Here is a 16013-nt window from a genome sequence, read left to right as displayed (position 1 = left end):
GTAAACCCATGAGCGCGGACGTGGATCAGGACCAGGGTTGGCTTGCGACGGTGGTCCAGCACCATCGACTGCGGCAGGACCTGGCCGTGATCCGGCTCGAGGGTGAGTTCGTCCCGTTCACCGCGGGCCAGTCCGTCTCCGTCGTCGTCCCCCAGATGCCCGCCGTCAGCCGTCGGCTCTCCCCCGCGCTGCCGCCGTCGCTCGACGGCAAGCTCGAGTTCCACGTCCGGACGGTGCCCGCGGGCTGGGTCAGCGGGTCGATCGTCGCCGACACCGCGCCCGGCGACCAGTGGCAGATCAGCGCGCCCACCGGCCGGCTCAACATCGACGACAGCACCGAAGAGGTCATCATGGTCGCGGGCGGGACGGGGCTCGCCCCGCTGCGCGCGATGCTGCTCGAGCTCACCCGCAAGCCCAACCCGCCGCTGGTCTTCCTGTTCGTCGGCGCCCGGCACCCCCGTGACCTCTACGCCTCCGACATGCTGTGGATCCTGGCCCAGCAACTCGACTGGCTGACCGTCATCCCCGTCGTCGAGCAGGTCGAGGACCCGGAGTGGCCCGACGAGTGGCACGAACGCACCCGGGTTGACATCGGTTTCGACGAGGACGACCTCATCCAGGGCACGCTCGCCGAGGTGGCCAGCTCCTACGGCGGCTACACCTCGCACCAGGTGCTGATCTGCGGCTCGCCCGCCATGGTCCGCGCCACCGTGCGCGCCCTGGTCGACACCGGCACCCCGGCCGGGTCGATTCAGGTCGGCTGAGAAACGACGCCTACCCGCTGCGGGATCTGGCGAACCGGTGCGGTCAGAGCCGGTCGAGCATCAGCTCGCGACAACGCTCGACCTGGTCGCCCAGCGCCGCGACGCCGCGGGCTCCGCGGGCTCCGCGACCCGCGGCGAGAACACCAGCCGGGTCGCCCCGGCGTCGACGCACCGGCGCACCCATTCGACGTCGAGTTCGCTTGCGGGGTCACAGGATCCGGGCCACGCGGTGATCTCCACCGCGTCCCGGGGTCGTCCCGCGGCACGCGCCGCGGCCCTCAGCTTCTCGGCCGCGACCGCAAAGCCGTCCGGCGTGATCGTGTAGGGAAACCAGCCCGAGGCGGTCTAGAGGACCGGCTCGCCGAACGTGCAGAAGCTGTGGCACACCCGGTCTCGGACGATGATCTCCGGGCACTCCGGGTCGAACCAGCGGTCGACGTGGGCCCAGTGGACCGGGTGCAGGAGGTACGGCCCGGTCAGGGCGTCGAGGTCCGCGAATTCCTGCTCCCACACGTGAGTCCACGCCGAGGCTCCCTCGGCGCGCAGCACCCGAGACAGCTGCCACGACCGGATCGTCGGCACGTACCGGGGCATCCGCAGCAGGTCGGCCTCGAACCGTTCGACTGCGGCGTCCGACGCGTCCGGGTCCACCCGCAGCAGCAGCGTCCGGTACACCCCGCCGGAGGTCCGCTGCTCGGTCGTCCCCGCGGCCTCGCCGCGGTACTCGACGCCGTCGACGTGCGCGACGGCCGAGTTGCCCAGCACGGCAGCGACTTCCCACTCGGCCGCGCGCCACCGGTCCTCGTCGTCGAACTGGAGGTGGGCGAGCAGGTCGCCGCCGTTGCGGACGCCATCGAGCGTCGGGGCGACCAGCACCCGCCGGGCGCCCGCCGCGGCCGCGGCCTCACGCAGCCCGTCCGCGCACCGCAGTCGCGCGTCTGCGTCGGCAGCGCCGGAGAAGTGGACCAGCTTGGTGGCCTTAAACATCGGAGAGCCCGTCGACGTCCGCCGCGGCGGAGGCCATCGAGCGGGACCGCTCCACGACCAGTTCGTCCATCCGAGTCCACCACCGCCCCAGGGCCGGGTCCGGGCGCCCCCGCAACGTCATCCGCCACCAGGCGTCGGCGCCGTCGAGCGCCCAGGTGACGGTGACCGTGTTGGACTCGTCGTCGAACCAGACCGGCGGGCTCACGAGCACCTGTTCGAGCGTCATGCCCCGCTCCCGGGCGCCGGGCGCGTACTCGGCCAGGTACGCGTCGACGAACTCGCGTGCCCGCCCGGGCCTGGTGACCACCCGGTCGACGACGTACACCTTCGCGCCGGCCATGTCGGTCAGCGGGCTGTGCTGCCGGCGTCGACAGGCAACGCGACCGCGGTGACGTAGCGCGCCTCGTCGGACGCCAGGAACAGCGCGGCGTTGGCGACGTCCACCGGTTCGATCCAGGGCACCTCGAGCATGTTCATCGACACCGCGGACGCCGCGAACTCCTCGCGCGTCGGCGGCCGGTCGAGGTCGGGGCGGAACTTGGACCGCACCAGGTCGTTCTGGATCATCGTGGTGTCCACGTTGGTCGGGTGCACCGTGTTGACCCGAACGTTGTGCGGCGCCAACTCCTTTGCCATCGACCGCATCAGCCCGACCACGCCGTGCTTGGCCGCCGTGTAGTGCGCGACGCCGACCAGCCCGCGCAGGCCGGCGATCGAACTGGTCAGCACCATCGCCCCGCCGCCGCGCTCGATCAGGTGCGGCGCCGACACCGCGCAGGTGTGCCACACCCCGGTGAGGTTGACGTCCAGCATGGTGTTCCAGGTCTGCTCGTCCAGTTCGAGCGCGGCCGCCGAGGAGGTGATCCCCGCAGTGGCGCACACGATGTCGAGGCCGCCGAGCGCCGCGACGCCCGCGTCCACGGCCGCCGCCAGCTGCGCCCGGTCGCGGACGTCCACCTCGAAGGCCTCGATGCGTCGCCCGGTCTCCCGCACCAGCGCCACCGTCTCCGCGAGATCCGCCGCGTTCGACGGCGGGATCACCACGGTCTCCACCGGACCGCACAGGTCGACGGCGATCACGTCCGCGCCCTCCTGCGCAAACCGCAGTGCCTGCGCCCGCCCGATGCCCCGGGCCGCGCCGGTGACCAGCGCGACCTTGCCTTCCACTCGACCAGTCATCGTCACACCTTCTGGGTAAGGCCGGCGTCGACCACCAGCTGGGTCCCGGTGACGTACCGGGCCTCGTCGGACACCAGGAACAGCAGGGCGTTGCTGACGTCCACCGACTCCACCCACGGCACCGGCAGCAGGTGGTTGCGGGAGAGCACCTCCATCACGTCCTCCACGGTGGGGCTCTCCAGGTCCGGCCGCAGCCGGGAGAAGGTCGCCGGGTTCACCGTCATCGCGGTGCCGACGGCCCCGGGCAGCAGCGCGTTGACCCGAATCGACCTCGGCCCCAACTCGTTTGCCAGGGTCCGCATGAGCCCGATCACGGCGTGCTTGCTCGCCGAGTAGTGTGCGGCGCCGGCCACCGCCTTCATCCCGGCGGTGGAACTGACGATGACGACCGAGCCACCGTCGGCGCCGATCGACGGAGCAGCGGCCTTGACGGTGTGCCAGACCCCGGTCAGGTTGACGTCGAGCGAACGACGCCACACCGGTTCGTCGATGGTCCAGGCCGGTCCCGGGTTGTCGCAGATGCCGGCGTTCGCGACGACGACGTCGAGCCGGCCCAGTTCCGCCACCCCGAGGTCCACCCCGGACTGCACGGCGGCGAGGTCACGGACGTCGGCATGTGCCGTCACCGCGCGTCGTCCGTGTTCGCCTACCAGCCTGGCGGTTTCGCCCAGCCCTTCCTCCGCCGAGGGCAGGTCGAGCGCGATCACGTCGGCGCCTTCCTCGGCCAGCCGGACGCAGTGGCTGCGCCCCATTCCGTTGCCGGCGCCGGTCACCAGCGCGACCTTGCCCGTCATCCGAGGCATCCCGCTACCGGCCCGACTCGACCAGTTCGAAGCCCTTGTACCCGGCCTCGGCCACCTCGGCGATGATCTGGCCGTACACCCCGAAGCCGCCGACGAACGGCATGAACACCCGCGGCCGGCCCGGGACGTTCGCGCCCACGTACCAGGAGTTCGCGGTGGGCATCAGGGTGGCGTCGGCGCGGTCGCTGCACTCGCGGACCCAGTCGGTGACGGCCTGCCCGGTGGCCTCGATGCCGAGCGCCCCCTGCCGTGCCACGTACTCGATGCAGTCCGCGACCCAGTCCACGTGCAGTTCGGAGTGCAGCACCATGTTCGCCAGCACCGACACGCTGCCCGGGCCGGTCAGGTTGAAGAAGTTCGGGAACCCCACCGAGCCGAGCCCGAGATAGGTCTGCGGCCCGGCCGCCCACGCCTGCTTGAGGGTCTGCCCGCCGCGGCCGACGATGTTCACCTTGTCGAGCGAGCCGGTCATCGCGTCGAATCCCGTTGCCAGGACCAGTGCGTCGAGGTCGTAGTGCTCGGCGGTGGTGTTCACGCCGGTCGCGTCGACCGAGACGATCGGGGTGGCCCGCAGGTTCACCAGGTTCACGTTGTCGCGGTTGAAGGTCTGGTAGTAGTTCGAGTCGGTGCAGATCCGCTTGGTGCCGATCGCGTGGTCCTTGGGGATCAGCAACTCGGCGAGCTCCGGGTCCTCGATCACCCCGCGGACCTTCTCCTCCCAGAACTCCCGCGCGGCGTCGTTCGAGGCGAGGTTGGTCAGCTGGTCCGGGAAGGTCTTGCTGAACAGCACGCCGCCCAGCTCCCAGCGCCGCTCGTAGGCGTCCCGCCGCTCCTGCTCGGAGACGTCCAGGGCCGAGGAGGGGTGCGCCTGGTGCGGCGAACCGCCGCCGCTGAGGAACGAGAGCCGGCGCCTCTCGGCGTAGTCGGCCTTCTGCGCGCGACGGGTCTGGTCGTCGAGGGGGACGTTCCCGGCCGGCACGCTGAAATTGGCACTGCGCTGGAACACGTGCAGCACGCTCGCCTGCTCGGCGACGCACGGAATCGTCTGAATGCCAGAGGATCCCGTGCCGATGACGCCCACCCGCTTACCGGTGAAGTCGACGCCCTCGTGCGGCCAGCTCGAGGTGTGGTACGTCGGGCCGGCGAACTCGTCGAGCCCGTCGATGGCGGGGATGTTCGCGTTCGACAGCGGTCCGACCGCGGTGATGACGTACTGCGCGGACACCGTCTCCCCCGAGTCGGTGCGCACGGTCCACCGCGTCGCGGCCTCGTCCAGGACCATCTCGGTGACCCGGGTGCCGAAGGTGATGTCGCGGCGCAGGTCGAACCGGTCGGCGACGTGGTTGACGTACGCCAGGATCTCCGGCTGGGTGGCGTACTTCTCGGTCCAGTCCCACTCCTGCTGCAGTTCCTCGGAGAACGAGTACGAGTAGTCCACGCTCTCGACGTCGCAGCGGGCTCCCGGATAGCGGTTCCAGTACCAGACGCCGCCGACCCCGTCGCCGGCCTCGAAGACCCGGACGGTGAGCCCGGCCCCGCGCAGTCGGTGCAGTGCGTACAGTCCGGCGAACCCCGCGCCGACGACGACGACGTCGACCTCAGAGGTCGCGGCCCCGGCGGGCGCTGAAGAAACGGCGTTCACGATGGCTGCCTTTCGCTGATGACATCACTCGTGATCGACGCTATGGCCGTACCCCGTACGCGGCCTAGAACTCCTCCCGCTGACCGGGCGAAACAGACACAAGTCCCGCTCAGTGGGCCCGACTGCACGACCTGCCCGCCAGCCAGAAGACCCGGCGCCGCCGCCGCTCCAGGGGAACGGCGGCGACACCGGGTCTTCGGGTGCTCGGCGCGGTCAGCGCAAGTGGCGGGGCTTCCAGGCCGCCCGCGCGTTGTCACGTGGGACCGGGCCAGGGCCAGGTCGCCGGCTGCTGACCGAACCGCAGTCCGACCTCAGCTCAGGTCACTGGCAGCTGGCATCCACCCGATCCGCGTACGGCAGGCTGGTCGAGCCCTCGCCGAGGATCCACTCCACGTTCTTCCCCCACTGCTCGGCGGTGACGCTGGGCGACCAGGACTGGTTCGTCGAATCCCAGATCTGTTCTGCCGCTTCCGGTGTCACATCCAGAAGCTTGCCCAACGAGGCGACACCCGTCGCCCGGTTGGCATCGTCGCGGATCCACGCGGCCGCCTTGTTCATGGCCTTGCAGAATCCGAGGACCGCCTCGGGATTCGCCTTCTTGAATGCTCCGGTGACACCCCAGAACGTCTGCAGCGCATAATCGCCCAACTTGGTGTTGGTGCCGTCCATCGTGTTCACCATCGTCTTCACGTCCAGCCCGTGCGACCTCACCAGCACGACGGACGATCCCGTTGCGACAACGGCGTCGATCTTTCCGGCGCGCAACGCGGGCTCCATTGTCGCGCCGCTACCGACAGCCACGTACGTGACACTCTCGGGATCCACCCCGTTCTCCGCGAGCACGGCTCGCGCGAACTTCTCCGCGAACGAGCCGCRCTGGACGACGCCGAGCTGCTTGCCCCCCAGCTGCTTGAAGTCCGTGATCCCGGACTGTGCCGGCACCACCAGCTGCATGTCGATCTTCCCGAACGGCGCGATGGCGACCAGGTCCTGCCCCTGATCCATCGCCGACATCACGTTCTCCGGCGTGCCCACCGCGATCTGCGTCGAACCGCCGATCAAGGTGGCCGTCAGTTCCGGGCCGGTCTTGGCGTCGACGGTCTCCGTCACAATGCCCTCGTCCGCGAAGAATCCCTGTTCTCTCGCGACGGTGTAGGGGAAGGCGAGCGAGTTGCTGGGCATACTGCCGACGATGAGCTGCTTCTGTCCATCCTCGTTGACGCCGGCCGATTGGGCACTTCCGCAGGCCACCAGGGACGCGGCAAGGGACACCGCGCCAACGGCCACCGCGAGGGAACGACTTCGATACTTCACAGGTACTCCTCGATAGGTTCTGTTGCTGGCAGTCGACATTGCTGGCAGTCGACTCAGTGGAGGCGCTTGCGCATCCGTTCGTAGACCTCGATGTAGCGGGGATCGGTGGTGATCGTGGACAGGTCGCGGGGCCTGGGGATGCCCACTCGGACGTCGTCGAGAACCTGCCCGTCGCCCATCAGCACAATCCGGTCGGCAAGCGCCACGGCCTCGCCCAGGTCGTGTGTCACGAAGAGGACGGTGCGGTGCGCCTCGCGCTGCCACAGCTCGAGGAACTCCTGCTGCACGGACGTCCGGGTGTTGACATCCAGTGCCGCAAACGGCTCGTCCATCAGCAACACGTCGGGGTCGAGCGCCCAGGTGCGGGCGAGGGCGACACGCTGACGCATGCCCTGCGAAAGCTGCCAGGGAAACAGGCCCTCGCTGTCCCCCAGGTGCACTGCCTTGAGCCACCGCCGGGCCGTGGCCTTGCGCTCGGTGCGGCCGATCCCGCGCAGCTCCAGCCCGTACTCCACATTGCGCATGGCGTTGCGCCACGGAAACAGTGCGTCTCGCGCCAGCATGAAACCGAGGTGCGAGCGCCCGTCTCTCGGCGGCTTTCCCATCACGGAGACCTTGCCCGCCGACGGCTCGACCAGGCCGGCGGCCATGTTGAGAAGCGTCGTCTTACCGCAGCCGCTTCGACCCACGATCGCGACGAACTCGCCCGCCGGGATGTTCAGGTTCACCTCGGAGAGCACGGTCTTCGTGCCCCCCTGCGGGTGTGGGAACGTCACACGGACGTCCTCGAACACGATCGCATTCTTGGCCGGGGCGTGCGGCGTCGCCAAGGCGGTTCGCCCCTCAATACCGGTAGTAACGCTCATCGAACTTTCTCCAGACTCGAAGTGGGGCATTGGGATTCGACTACTTGTCGGCGGGGGGCTGCCAACGCAGCAGCCTGCGCTCCGCGACACCCATTGCCTGGTTGAGCACGACGGCGATGGCCGCCAGGAAGATCAAGATGGCGTACACCGCCTCCATGCGGTAGGTCGCCGAGTAGGTGGCGACCAACTGTCCGAGGCCGTTCCGCGCCGAGATCAGCTCGGAGCCCACCACACCCAGCAGGGAGTAGATGAGGCCCAACCGCAGTCCCGCGAAGATGGCCGGCGTCGCGACCGGGAAGAGCACCTTGAAGAAGACCTGCGGCTTGCTCGCGCCGAGTACGGCGGACAGCCGCAGCCATTCCGCGTCGGTGGACCGCACGCCGGCCCGGGCGCTGGACATGACGATGAAGAACACCAAGGTCGCGGCGAGCGCCACCTTGGCGGTGGTGTTGATGCCGAAGGCGACGATGAACAGTGGCGCCAGAGCGATGCGGGGCATCGCGTTGGCGGCGTCGAGGAACGGCGTAAGCACCCGCTCCACTCGGGGCAACAGGCCCAGCGCCAACCCGGCGACGACGCCCACCGCCCCGGCCAGCACCCAGGCGATGATCACGGCCATCATCGTGTAGCCCGTATTGTCCATCAGCTCACCAGATTTGAGTGCGCCGACGAAGTAGTCCCAGGACTGGGCTGGGGTCCTGGCCAGCACGGGATCCATCAACTGGTTCGCCGCGGTTATCTGCCAGAGCCCCAGCCAAGCCACCAGGACAACGAGTTGCCAGCCACGAACTGTCCACGTTTCCCGGTTCGACCACCATCGGCTGGGACTTTCCCGCTTCTTGGTGTGCGCCGCAGGCGCGGCAGAGAGTTGGTCGATTTTCGTCATTGCTACTCCACTCGGTCTGCCTGGAATTGATTCCAAACACTGACGTTCCCAATTCTTTGCCCGCAGTCCGACGCCGTGGGCAGCGCTGATCCAAATCAACCCCCGCCGAACGGAACCCACCGTTCCAGCGACTACAGGGTTGGACTCGTGACCAGGTGTCCGAATTACTCAGGCACCTCTCCATGCAGGGTGATTCGGTTCAGAACCCGGTCCTGGTCGCCGTAGTCATGAATTGCGTAGTGCATGGTGCAGCGGTTGTCCCACATGACCACGTCCCCCTCCTGCCACATGTGCCGGTAGACGTTGTCGGGGGTGCCGGACTGCTCGTAGACGAAGCCCATCAGGGCCTCGCTCTCCTCCTGCGTCCAGCCGTCGATGCAGACGTTGTCGCGGTGGCCGACGTAGAGAGCCTTGCGACCGGTTTCCGGATGCGTGCGGACCATGGGATGAACTGCGGTGGGCCATTCTTCCTCCGCGACATTGAACATCCGCCCCAGGCGCCGGCCCTTGAAGCGAACATTGAGGGTGTCCAACGTCTTTCGCAGTCCGGGGGACAACCTCTCGTAGGCCACGTACTGGTTCGACCACATGGTGTCGCCACCGGCCGGGATGGTGACAGCGGAGAGGATCGAGATCTTCGGAGGAACCTTGTTGAAGGGCCCGTCGAAGTGCCAGGCCTCGGTGGCGGTCGTCGACTTCTTGACGTTGGTCAGCTGAATGAGCTCGGGATGCCCCTCCATGGGCGTCAACATTGCCGTTACTTCCGGCTCTCCCCAGAGTCGGCCGAACTGCACCTGTTCGGCCGGCTTCAGGAACTGGCCCCGGAACACCAGGACGCAGTGCGCCTTGAAGGCCTCACGCAACTCCGTGAGGGCGCTCTCGCCAAGCTGGTCATCTAGCTGCACACCGTCGACAGCTGCACCAATCGATCCGGTAAGGGGGGTCACGCGAAGGCTCACGGCTACTCCTCATTCTGCGGTTTTTGGTCCTGCGGGCCTGCCAAGGCAAACGATTTGGGATGCGCCACATCACACGGTTCCTGTGGTGCCCGTCACAACGTAACAGAGACTCTAATTAATGTCGACACCTAAAATTGAGGCTGTGAGTCCGGCGCATTTTCATCGCTTCTACATGCTCCTACCTGCGCAAATGCATGGACCCGTCGCGCGGCGGCGGCCGCCTCTCCACTGCGGGAGAGGCGGCCCGAGTCGCCCTCCCCCCGCGTCCACTCACCGCGGCGCGGTCCCGATGAAGACGCCTACCGCTACGCCGGCACGAGCAGGATCTTGCCAATGTGCGCGGACGATTCCATCAGCGCGTGAGCATCCCCTGCGGAACCGAAAGTGAATCGCGAGTCCACCACCGGCACGACCGAGCCGTCACGGACCCAGGGCATGACATGGGTGGCAATCTCGCCCACGATCTGGGTCTTCTCGGCCACGGACCTGGGACGCAACAACGACCCCGTGACACAGACTTGTTTACGCACCACCTCGCGCAGGTCGAGGGCGCCGAGAGATCCGGATTGCAGGCCGATCATCACCAACCTGCCGCCGAACGTCAGCGCCTCGACATTGCGTTGCAGGTAGTCGGCTCCGACCACGTCGAGCACCACGTCGACGCCGGCCCCCGAGGTCTCGTCCTGGACCCGTTCGACGAAATCCTCACTGCGATAGTTGAACACCGCCCGCGCACCCAGGTCGCGGCATATGGCCGCTTTACGGTCGTCGCCCACCGTGGCGAACACCTCCACGCCGAGCATTTTCGCCAGCTGGATGGCCATCGTGCCGACCCCGCTCGCACCGCCGTGCACCAGCAGTCGGTCGCCCGCCCTGAGCCTGCCCAATCCGACCAGGTTGGACCACGCCGTGGCCATCGCCTCAGGAAGCGCGGCCGCGTCGACCAGTGAGACCGACGGTGGCACGGCCATCACCTGACCGGCCGGTACCACCACCTTCTCCGCATACCCGCCACCGGTCATGATCGCGCAGACCCTGTCGCCGACCTTCCACTGGGCGACCGACGCGCCCACGGCGCTCACGGTGCCCGCGCACTCCAGGCCCGGGAGCGGCGACGCCCCGGGCGGGACGTTGCGGCCGCCCCGCCGCTGCGTGACGTCCGCACGGTTGACCCCCGCGCCCGCGACGTCGATCACGATCTCGCCGGCGGAGGGCTGGGGGTCTTCGGTGGTGATCACGGCCAAACGGCCGTCGGCCCCGTCATCGACGATCGATACTGCTCTCATCCCGCACCTGTTCTCTCACAGTTGGATTGCCCCGTTGAGACCGACTCAGTCGATGCGGCTTCCGCGTCGTGTGGGTCGGCCTGGAGGGGTGGACAGCCGACGGAGGTCTGTCTGGTTCACTACGTCGCTCGCCGCCAGGCGCAAAGAGGGCCGACACTTTCGACTCCGTGCGATTCCACGGCATGCCGGCCTGCGATTGCGGCGACTCGTATCAACGACGTGTCGGCAATCGCGAATCTACCACCCGCACAACCACAAACGGGAGAGTCAGCCCAAAAGTGGCCCCCTGACCAGCTCGATCTACGCGATGCCGATCTGTTGGCGCGCAAGACATCCCGCGGAAACGGCGGGGAATGCCGCGTCGCACGGCCCGACCACCGTGGACCGGATCGACGCGCTCGTCGCCAGGGCCACGGAGGTCGCCAGGTGCGCCGAGATCTGCTATAGGACAGTAGTTTTCACATGGCGACGACCCCGGGCGACGGCGCGGTCAGCCCGCTTCTGCCTCGCCTTCCAAGCCCCCTCCGGAATCGAGCGCGTCGAGTGCCGCCTCGCGAATCCTGTCGATTCTCCGCTCCGCTGTCTCGACCGCACGATCCACATCTTTGGCGTCGACCGCCGCCTGCAGCGTCGTCCAACTCTCCACGTACTTCGGCATCTCGCTCGGATGCGAGGCGAGCCCCACCCGGACGTATCGCATCGTCTGCAACGACACCGACTGCAGGAGCTCGGCGAGTATGCGGTTCTGCGAGATCTCGAACAGAGCGCAGTTCATCAGGAAGGTATCGGCAACGTATTGCTCGACAGAATCGTTCGCGTCTCTCAGGATCCTGGGGATGTGATCGTCGAGAACGTTCTTGACATCACCCCACTGCGTCGTCATTTCTTCGCGCAGGAACGTTCCGTAAAGCAGTCTGCGCACAGCGAATACATCTTCGAGGTCACGCTTGCTGAGCGCGTTCACCATCGCGCCCTTCCGGGAGCGGAATTCCACCAGCCGGTCCCGCTCGAGGATTCTCAACGCCTCGCGAACCGGCGCGCGGCTGACCCCCAGCGTCGCGCTGACGTCCTGCTCCACGAGGCGTTGCCCGGTCCCCACCCGGCCCATGGTGATCAACCAGGCCAACTTCGCGGCTATCTGCTCGGCCAGCGACGCCGTCACCCGCGCGCCCCCGTTGCGTAGCACTGCCTGTTCGACCGCGGCCATTATCTCGTTCTGCGGGAACGACAGCGCGGACAGGTCCGGCACATCCTCGGTTCTGTTCCTGCCCACTTGCATCCCTTCAATTGAGACACTCACCCGAGTGCGTTGCAGGCTGAGGGATCCGTGCACGCCGCCGTACGCCGCTAGACGGGCTCGGGGCTCCGGTCCGCGGCGAGGTGGTGCTGGAACTGCTGTCGTAGCGGGGCCTTGACGATCTTGCCGGTGGTGCCCATGGGAAGTGCGTCCACGAACACCACCGCATCGGGGGTCCACCATTTGGCGATCTTGCCCGCGAAGAAGTCGAGGAGATCGGTCTCACCGATATCGGCCCCGGGCTTGCGGACCGCGACGAGGAGCGGCCGCTCGTCCCATTTCTGATGGGGCACACCGATGCACGCGGCCATCGCGACGCCCGGGTGGCTCATCGCGATGTTCTCCAGTTCTATCGAGCTGATCCACTCGCCGCCGGACTTGATGATGTCCTTGCTGCGGTCGGTGATCTGCATGAACCCGTCGGCATCGATCGTGGCGATGTCGCCCGTGGCGAACCACCCGTCGACGAGCGGGTCGGTGTCGGGCCGGTTGTAGTACCGCGACATCACCCAGAGTCCGCGGGCCATCAGGTGCCCGGCGGTGGCGCCGTCCCACGGGAGCTCCCGGCCCTCGTCGTCGATGATCTTCAGGTCGATGCCGAACACGCACCGACCCTGCTTGCCCTGCACCGCATACCGCTCCTCCCTGGTGCCCTGGAGGTTGCGCGCCTTGAGCACGGAGGCAGTGCCGAACGGACTGGTCTCCGTCATGCCCCAGCCGTGGATCACGGTGATCCCGTAGTCCTCCTCGAGCGTACGGAGCATGGCCGGCGGGCACGCGGCGCCGCCGATCACCGCCCGCTGCAGGGTGCTCAGACGCCGACCGCTCGCCTCCAGGTACTGCAACTGCCCTTGCCACACGGTGGGAACGCTCGCGGACAACGTCACACCCTCCGCCTCCTGCAGCTCGTAGAGGGACTCGCCGTCCATCTCCGCGCCGGGGAAGACGACCTTCGCTCCGACCATGCATGCCGTGTAGGGGATGCCCCATGCGTTCACGTGGAACATCGGCACCACCGGCAGCACGCTGTCGCGGGCGGAGATGCCGATCGAGTCGGGCATCGCCACCCCGTACGAGTGGAGCACCGTCGAGCGGTGGCTGTAGAGCACGCCCTTGGGGTTTCCCGTGGTGCCGCTGGTGTAGCACAGGGACGACGCGGTGTTCTCGTCGAAGACGGGCCACTCGTAGTCGCCGGACTCCGCCTCGACCAGGTCCTCGTAGGCGAGCATCGAGGCGAGGTCCGCCGGCAGGTGGTCGCGGTCCGACATCAGGACGAAGTGCGTGACGCTCGTCAGCTTCGGCGCCAGGTCCCGCACCAGCGGCAGGAAGGTCAGGTCGAAGAACAGCACCTTGTCTGCGGCATCGTTGATGATCCACTCGAGCTGGTCCGGGTGCAGACGCGGGTTCAGCGTGTGCAGGATCGAGCCGGAGCCGGATGCCGCGTAGTAGAGCTCGAGATGGCGGTACCCGTTCCAGGCCAGGGTTCCGACCCGGTCTCCGGGCTCGACGCCCAGCCGCCCGAGGGCCTGCGCGAGCTTCTTGGCCCGGACCGCCATCTCGCCGAAGGTGTAGCGGTGGATGTCGCCCTCGACGCGGCGCGAGACGATCTCTTGATCCTTGTGGTGCCGCGCCGCGTGTGCGATCAGCGAGGACACGAGGAGTGGTTGCTGCATCATCTGGCCTTGCACGGAAACCTCCGAGGGAGTGTCGAGTGTGTGTTCGTGTGGGGATGTGCGCAGTGTGTGTCCGCCGTCGTCGGCGCCGTCAGGATCCGACGGCGGCGCGGTCGTTCGGGATGGCCGGTGCGGCCCGGTTCGCGAGGGTCTTCGCGATCTCGGCGAACGCGCGCTCGCACTCGGCGATGATCTGCAGGGTCAGCTCGCTGTCGCCCCGCAGGCAGGGGTCGCTGTACTCCTCGATCGCCTCGATCGAGTACTCCATGCAGCGGATGTCCTCCGGGATCGGACCCGGGATGCTGGGCCAGCCGACGTGGCTCACGTCGCCGGGGCCGCGGAGCTCCCGCGCGTAGCCACCGTCCGCCTGCCGAGCGAGGTGCACGCCCGGGACCGTCGAGAAGACCGAGTCGTCGTTGGTCAGTCCCGCCAGGTGCAGGCTCGCGTTGTAGGCGTTGGTGCTGGCCGTCAGCGTCGTCCAGTACCAGAGCTCGAAGTCCTCGAGCGGGTCCAGCCGGTCCCGCAGGTCGGTGAGGCGGTCGAACTTCTCCAGGTGCGACGCGATCCTCACGCTTGCCCGTCCTCGCCGTCGTCGACGACCAGCACGATCTTCCCGAAGTGCTGGTCGGTCGCCATGTACGCGTGCGCGTCGGCAATCTGGTCGAGGGCGTAGGTGCGGTCGATCGGGGTCCGCAGCTTTCCGGCGGCGAGCGGCCCGAGGAGGTCGCGGGCGCAATCCTGGATGCAGGCGACGCGCTCGTCCTCGGTACGGGTCTTGAAGGTGACGCCGATCAGCTTCAGCCGCTTGAGCCACAGCACGTTCAGGTCGATGGTGGACGTACTGGAGCCGAGCCTGCCGATGTTCACCAGCCGGCCCTGAACGGCCAGCGAGTTGAGATTGTCCTCGAACACGGTGCCGCCGACGGAGTCGATGATGATGTCGACGCCGTGATCGCCGGTGATGGCGTTGACGGCCTCGACCTGGTTCTCGACGCTCACGTTGATCACGTGGTCCACCCCGAAGTCACGAAGCTGCTGGGCCTTGTCCTCGGAGCGGGTGGTGGCGATGACCGCGCCGGCGCCCATCGCCTTGGCGATCTCGATCGTGGCCAGTGCGATCCCACTGGATCCGGCGTTCACCAGCACCGTCTCGCCCTCGGCCAGCCGGCCGTTGGTGATCAGCGCGTCGTGCGCGGTGGTGAAGACGTTGGGGAAGGCCCCGGCCTGAACCCAGGACACCGTTTCGGGGACTCGCATCAACGCGAGCGGTGCGGCGAGAAAGTACTCGGCCTGTCCGCCGTTGCCGTGGCCCATCACCCTGTCGCCGGGCTGCCACTGCGTGACCTCCGAGCCGACGGCGGCGACCACGCCCGCGAACTCGACGCCGATGGGCTGCGGCTCCCCCGTGAGAACCCGGCCGGCCTGCAGAATCTCGCCGCGGTTGAGCGCGGATGCCTTGACCTGGACGAGGACCTCGCCGGGCCCGGGCGTCGGGGTGGGTACCTCGACGACCGCAACCTTGCCGCCGTCTTCGTGGGGGAGAATCCGTGCTGCACGCATCTACGACTCCATGTCCTCGTCGGTTAATTAGTGTCGACAATAATTGAATGAGGCGCATTGCGCTAGTGGCGTAGCCCACCCGGGGCCCCACTTGGTGATTGTCGCCACGTTGCAGCCGTCAACCTTCGGCCGGGGACACGACGCCGACCCGCCCGACGTCATGCGCGGAACCGACAGGAACGGGGATCATGGCGGGGTGACCGACCGCGAGGCGGGCACCGAGAGGACGGGTGAGTCGGACGCCCAGCGGGCGCGCGCAACCACCCAGACGCCGGACTTCCGCTTCCCACAGATGGCCGACGCTCGGCTCGATCCCGACTTCCAGCCGACGTCCGTCGACTACCTGTACGTCTCGTTCACCGACGCGACGGCGTTCTCGCCGACCGACACCATGCCGCTCTCGCGCTGGGCCAAGGCGTTGATGACCAGCCAGGCGCTGGTGTCGCTGGTAGTGGTCGGTCTCGTCGCGGCCCGCGCGGTGAACATCCTGCCGGGCGACTGAGGGGACGGCCGGCCGGAGACGTGCGGGTCAGTTCAGCGGGTCGTGCCGGATGTTCTCCGCCGGGGTGCCCCCGGCGAGAAGCCGGAACTTGGTGGTCTGGATCATCGCGTTGGAACCGACGATCTGCACGTCCCGGTCGGCCCATGTGCCGAAGTCGGCGACGACCTCGCCGAGCTTGCCGATCAGCCGCTGGTGCATGCCCGACGGCGGCTCGGGGATCGGGTCCAGGTGCCACCACGGGTTCGCGACCTCCTCGGACACCGGCACCACGGTGAGCCACGGATTGGTCTGCGAG

General features: G+C 67.9%; 16 protein-coding genes and 2 pseudogenes. 3 read left to right on the top strand and 15 right to left on the bottom strand.

The window, feature by feature from the left end; translation table 11 throughout:
- Positions 1-8: 8 nt before the first annotated feature.
- Both AC1DU4_RS17555 and AC1DU4_RS17550 read left to right on the top strand, forming a co-directional pair.
- Complete coding sequence (locus AC1DU4_RS17555; RefSeq protein ID WP_477841925.1) at positions 9-764, top strand: FAD-binding oxidoreductase; 756 nt, start codon at positions 9-11, stop codon at positions 762-764.
- A 37-nt stretch (positions 765-801) separates the two neighbouring features.
- Positions 802-1089, top strand: coding sequence for a hypothetical protein (locus AC1DU4_RS17550; RefSeq protein WP_477841923.1), 288 nt, complete (start codon positions 802-804; stop codon positions 1087-1089).
- A 20-nt stretch (positions 1090-1109) separates the two neighbouring features.
- On the opposite strand, the gene AC1DU4_RS17545 is transcribed toward AC1DU4_RS17550, so the two are convergent.
- The 14 genes from AC1DU4_RS17545 to AC1DU4_RS17480 all read right to left on the bottom strand — a co-directional run bounded on the left by AC1DU4_RS17545 (position 1110) and on the right by AC1DU4_RS17480 (position 15216).
- Positions 1110-1751 (bottom strand): Dabb family protein, encoded by a 642-nt coding sequence (locus tag AC1DU4_RS17545; RefSeq protein WP_477841921.1) that lies wholly within the window; start codon positions 1749-1751, stop codon positions 1110-1112.
- Positions 1744-2091: a hypothetical protein gene (locus AC1DU4_RS17540; RefSeq protein WP_072847239.1), complete on the bottom strand. Its 348-nt coding sequence runs from the start codon at positions 2089-2091 to the stop codon at positions 1744-1746. Before AC1DU4_RS17540 ends, AC1DU4_RS17545 begins: the two co-directional genes overlap by 8 nt.
- A 5-nt stretch (positions 2092-2096) precedes the next feature.
- Complete coding sequence (locus AC1DU4_RS17535) at positions 2097-2930, bottom strand: mycofactocin-coupled SDR family oxidoreductase (RefSeq protein WP_477841918.1); 834 nt, start codon at positions 2928-2930, stop codon at positions 2097-2099.
- A gap of 2 nt (positions 2931-2932) precedes the next feature.
- Positions 2933-3733 carry a mycofactocin-coupled SDR family oxidoreductase gene (locus AC1DU4_RS17530; RefSeq protein WP_477841916.1) on the bottom strand — a complete coding sequence of 267 codons (801 nt, stop codon included), beginning with the start codon at positions 3731-3733 and terminating at the stop codon, positions 2933-2935.
- Positions 3734-3737: 4 nt separating this feature from the next.
- A complete protein-coding gene (locus AC1DU4_RS17525) occupies positions 3738-5375 on the bottom strand; it encodes a flavin-containing monooxygenase (RefSeq protein WP_477841914.1) in 1638 nt (545 codons plus the stop codon).
- A 321-nt stretch (positions 5376-5696) separates the two neighbouring features.
- Entirely contained in the window at positions 5697-6689 is a 993-nt protein-coding gene (locus AC1DU4_RS17520; RefSeq protein ID WP_477841912.1) for an ABC transporter substrate-binding protein, read from the bottom strand.
- 53 nt (positions 6690-6742) lie between these two features.
- A complete protein-coding gene (locus AC1DU4_RS17515) occupies positions 6743-7555 on the bottom strand; it encodes an ABC transporter ATP-binding protein (protein ID WP_477841910.1) in 813 nt (270 codons plus the stop codon).
- A gap of 40 nt (positions 7556-7595) precedes the next feature.
- Positions 7596-8441 carry an ABC transporter permease gene (locus AC1DU4_RS17510; protein ID WP_477841908.1) on the bottom strand — a complete coding sequence of 282 codons (846 nt, stop codon included), beginning with the start codon at positions 8439-8441 and terminating at the stop codon, positions 7596-7598.
- Between the two features lie 164 nt (positions 8442-8605).
- The gene (locus AC1DU4_RS17505) at positions 8606-9400 is read right to left on the bottom strand and encodes a TauD/TfdA dioxygenase family protein (RefSeq protein ID WP_477841906.1); all 795 of its coding nucleotides are present in this window, start codon (positions 9398-9400) and stop codon (positions 8606-8608) included.
- 305 nt (positions 9401-9705) lie between these two features.
- On the bottom strand, positions 9706-10686 hold the full coding sequence (locus AC1DU4_RS17500) for an NAD(P)H-quinone oxidoreductase (protein ID WP_477841904.1): 981 nt from the start codon (positions 10684-10686) through the stop codon (positions 9706-9708).
- A gap of 490 nt (positions 10687-11176) precedes the next feature.
- Positions 11177-11959, bottom strand: coding sequence for a GntR family transcriptional regulator (locus AC1DU4_RS17495; protein WP_477841902.1), 783 nt, complete (start codon positions 11957-11959; stop codon positions 11177-11179).
- Positions 11960-12033: 74 nt separating this feature from the next.
- The gene (locus AC1DU4_RS17490; protein ID WP_477841900.1) at positions 12034-13671 is read right to left on the bottom strand and encodes a 3-(methylthio)propionyl-CoA ligase; all 1638 of its coding nucleotides are present in this window, start codon (positions 13669-13671) and stop codon (positions 12034-12036) included.
- Positions 13672-13747: 76 nt separating this feature from the next.
- Positions 13748-14227, bottom strand: a complete 480-nt coding sequence (locus AC1DU4_RS17485) for a hypothetical protein (protein ID WP_477841898.1) — start codon at positions 14225-14227, stop codon at positions 13748-13750.
- The gene (locus AC1DU4_RS17480) at positions 14224-15216 is read right to left on the bottom strand and encodes a zinc-binding dehydrogenase (RefSeq protein WP_477841896.1); all 993 of its coding nucleotides are present in this window, start codon (positions 15214-15216) and stop codon (positions 14224-14226) included. Before AC1DU4_RS17480 ends, AC1DU4_RS17485 begins: the two co-directional genes overlap by 4 nt.
- 271 nt (positions 15217-15487) lie before the next feature.
- Here AC1DU4_RS17480 and AC1DU4_RS17475 point away from each other — a divergent pair.
- Positions 15488-15718 (top strand): annotated as a pseudogene (locus AC1DU4_RS17475) (hypothetical protein); the annotation flags it as partial.
- Positions 15719-15745: 27 nt separating this feature from the next.
- Here AC1DU4_RS17475 and AC1DU4_RS17470 read toward each other — a convergent pair.
- Positions 15746-16013, bottom strand: a pseudogene (locus AC1DU4_RS17470) (flavoprotein); the annotation flags it as partial.

The organism is Rhodococcus sp. P4_F5 (assembly GCF_056401315.1).
Note: the sequence above shows the minus strand (reverse complement) of the source record. Positions and strands in the feature narration are given on the sequence as shown.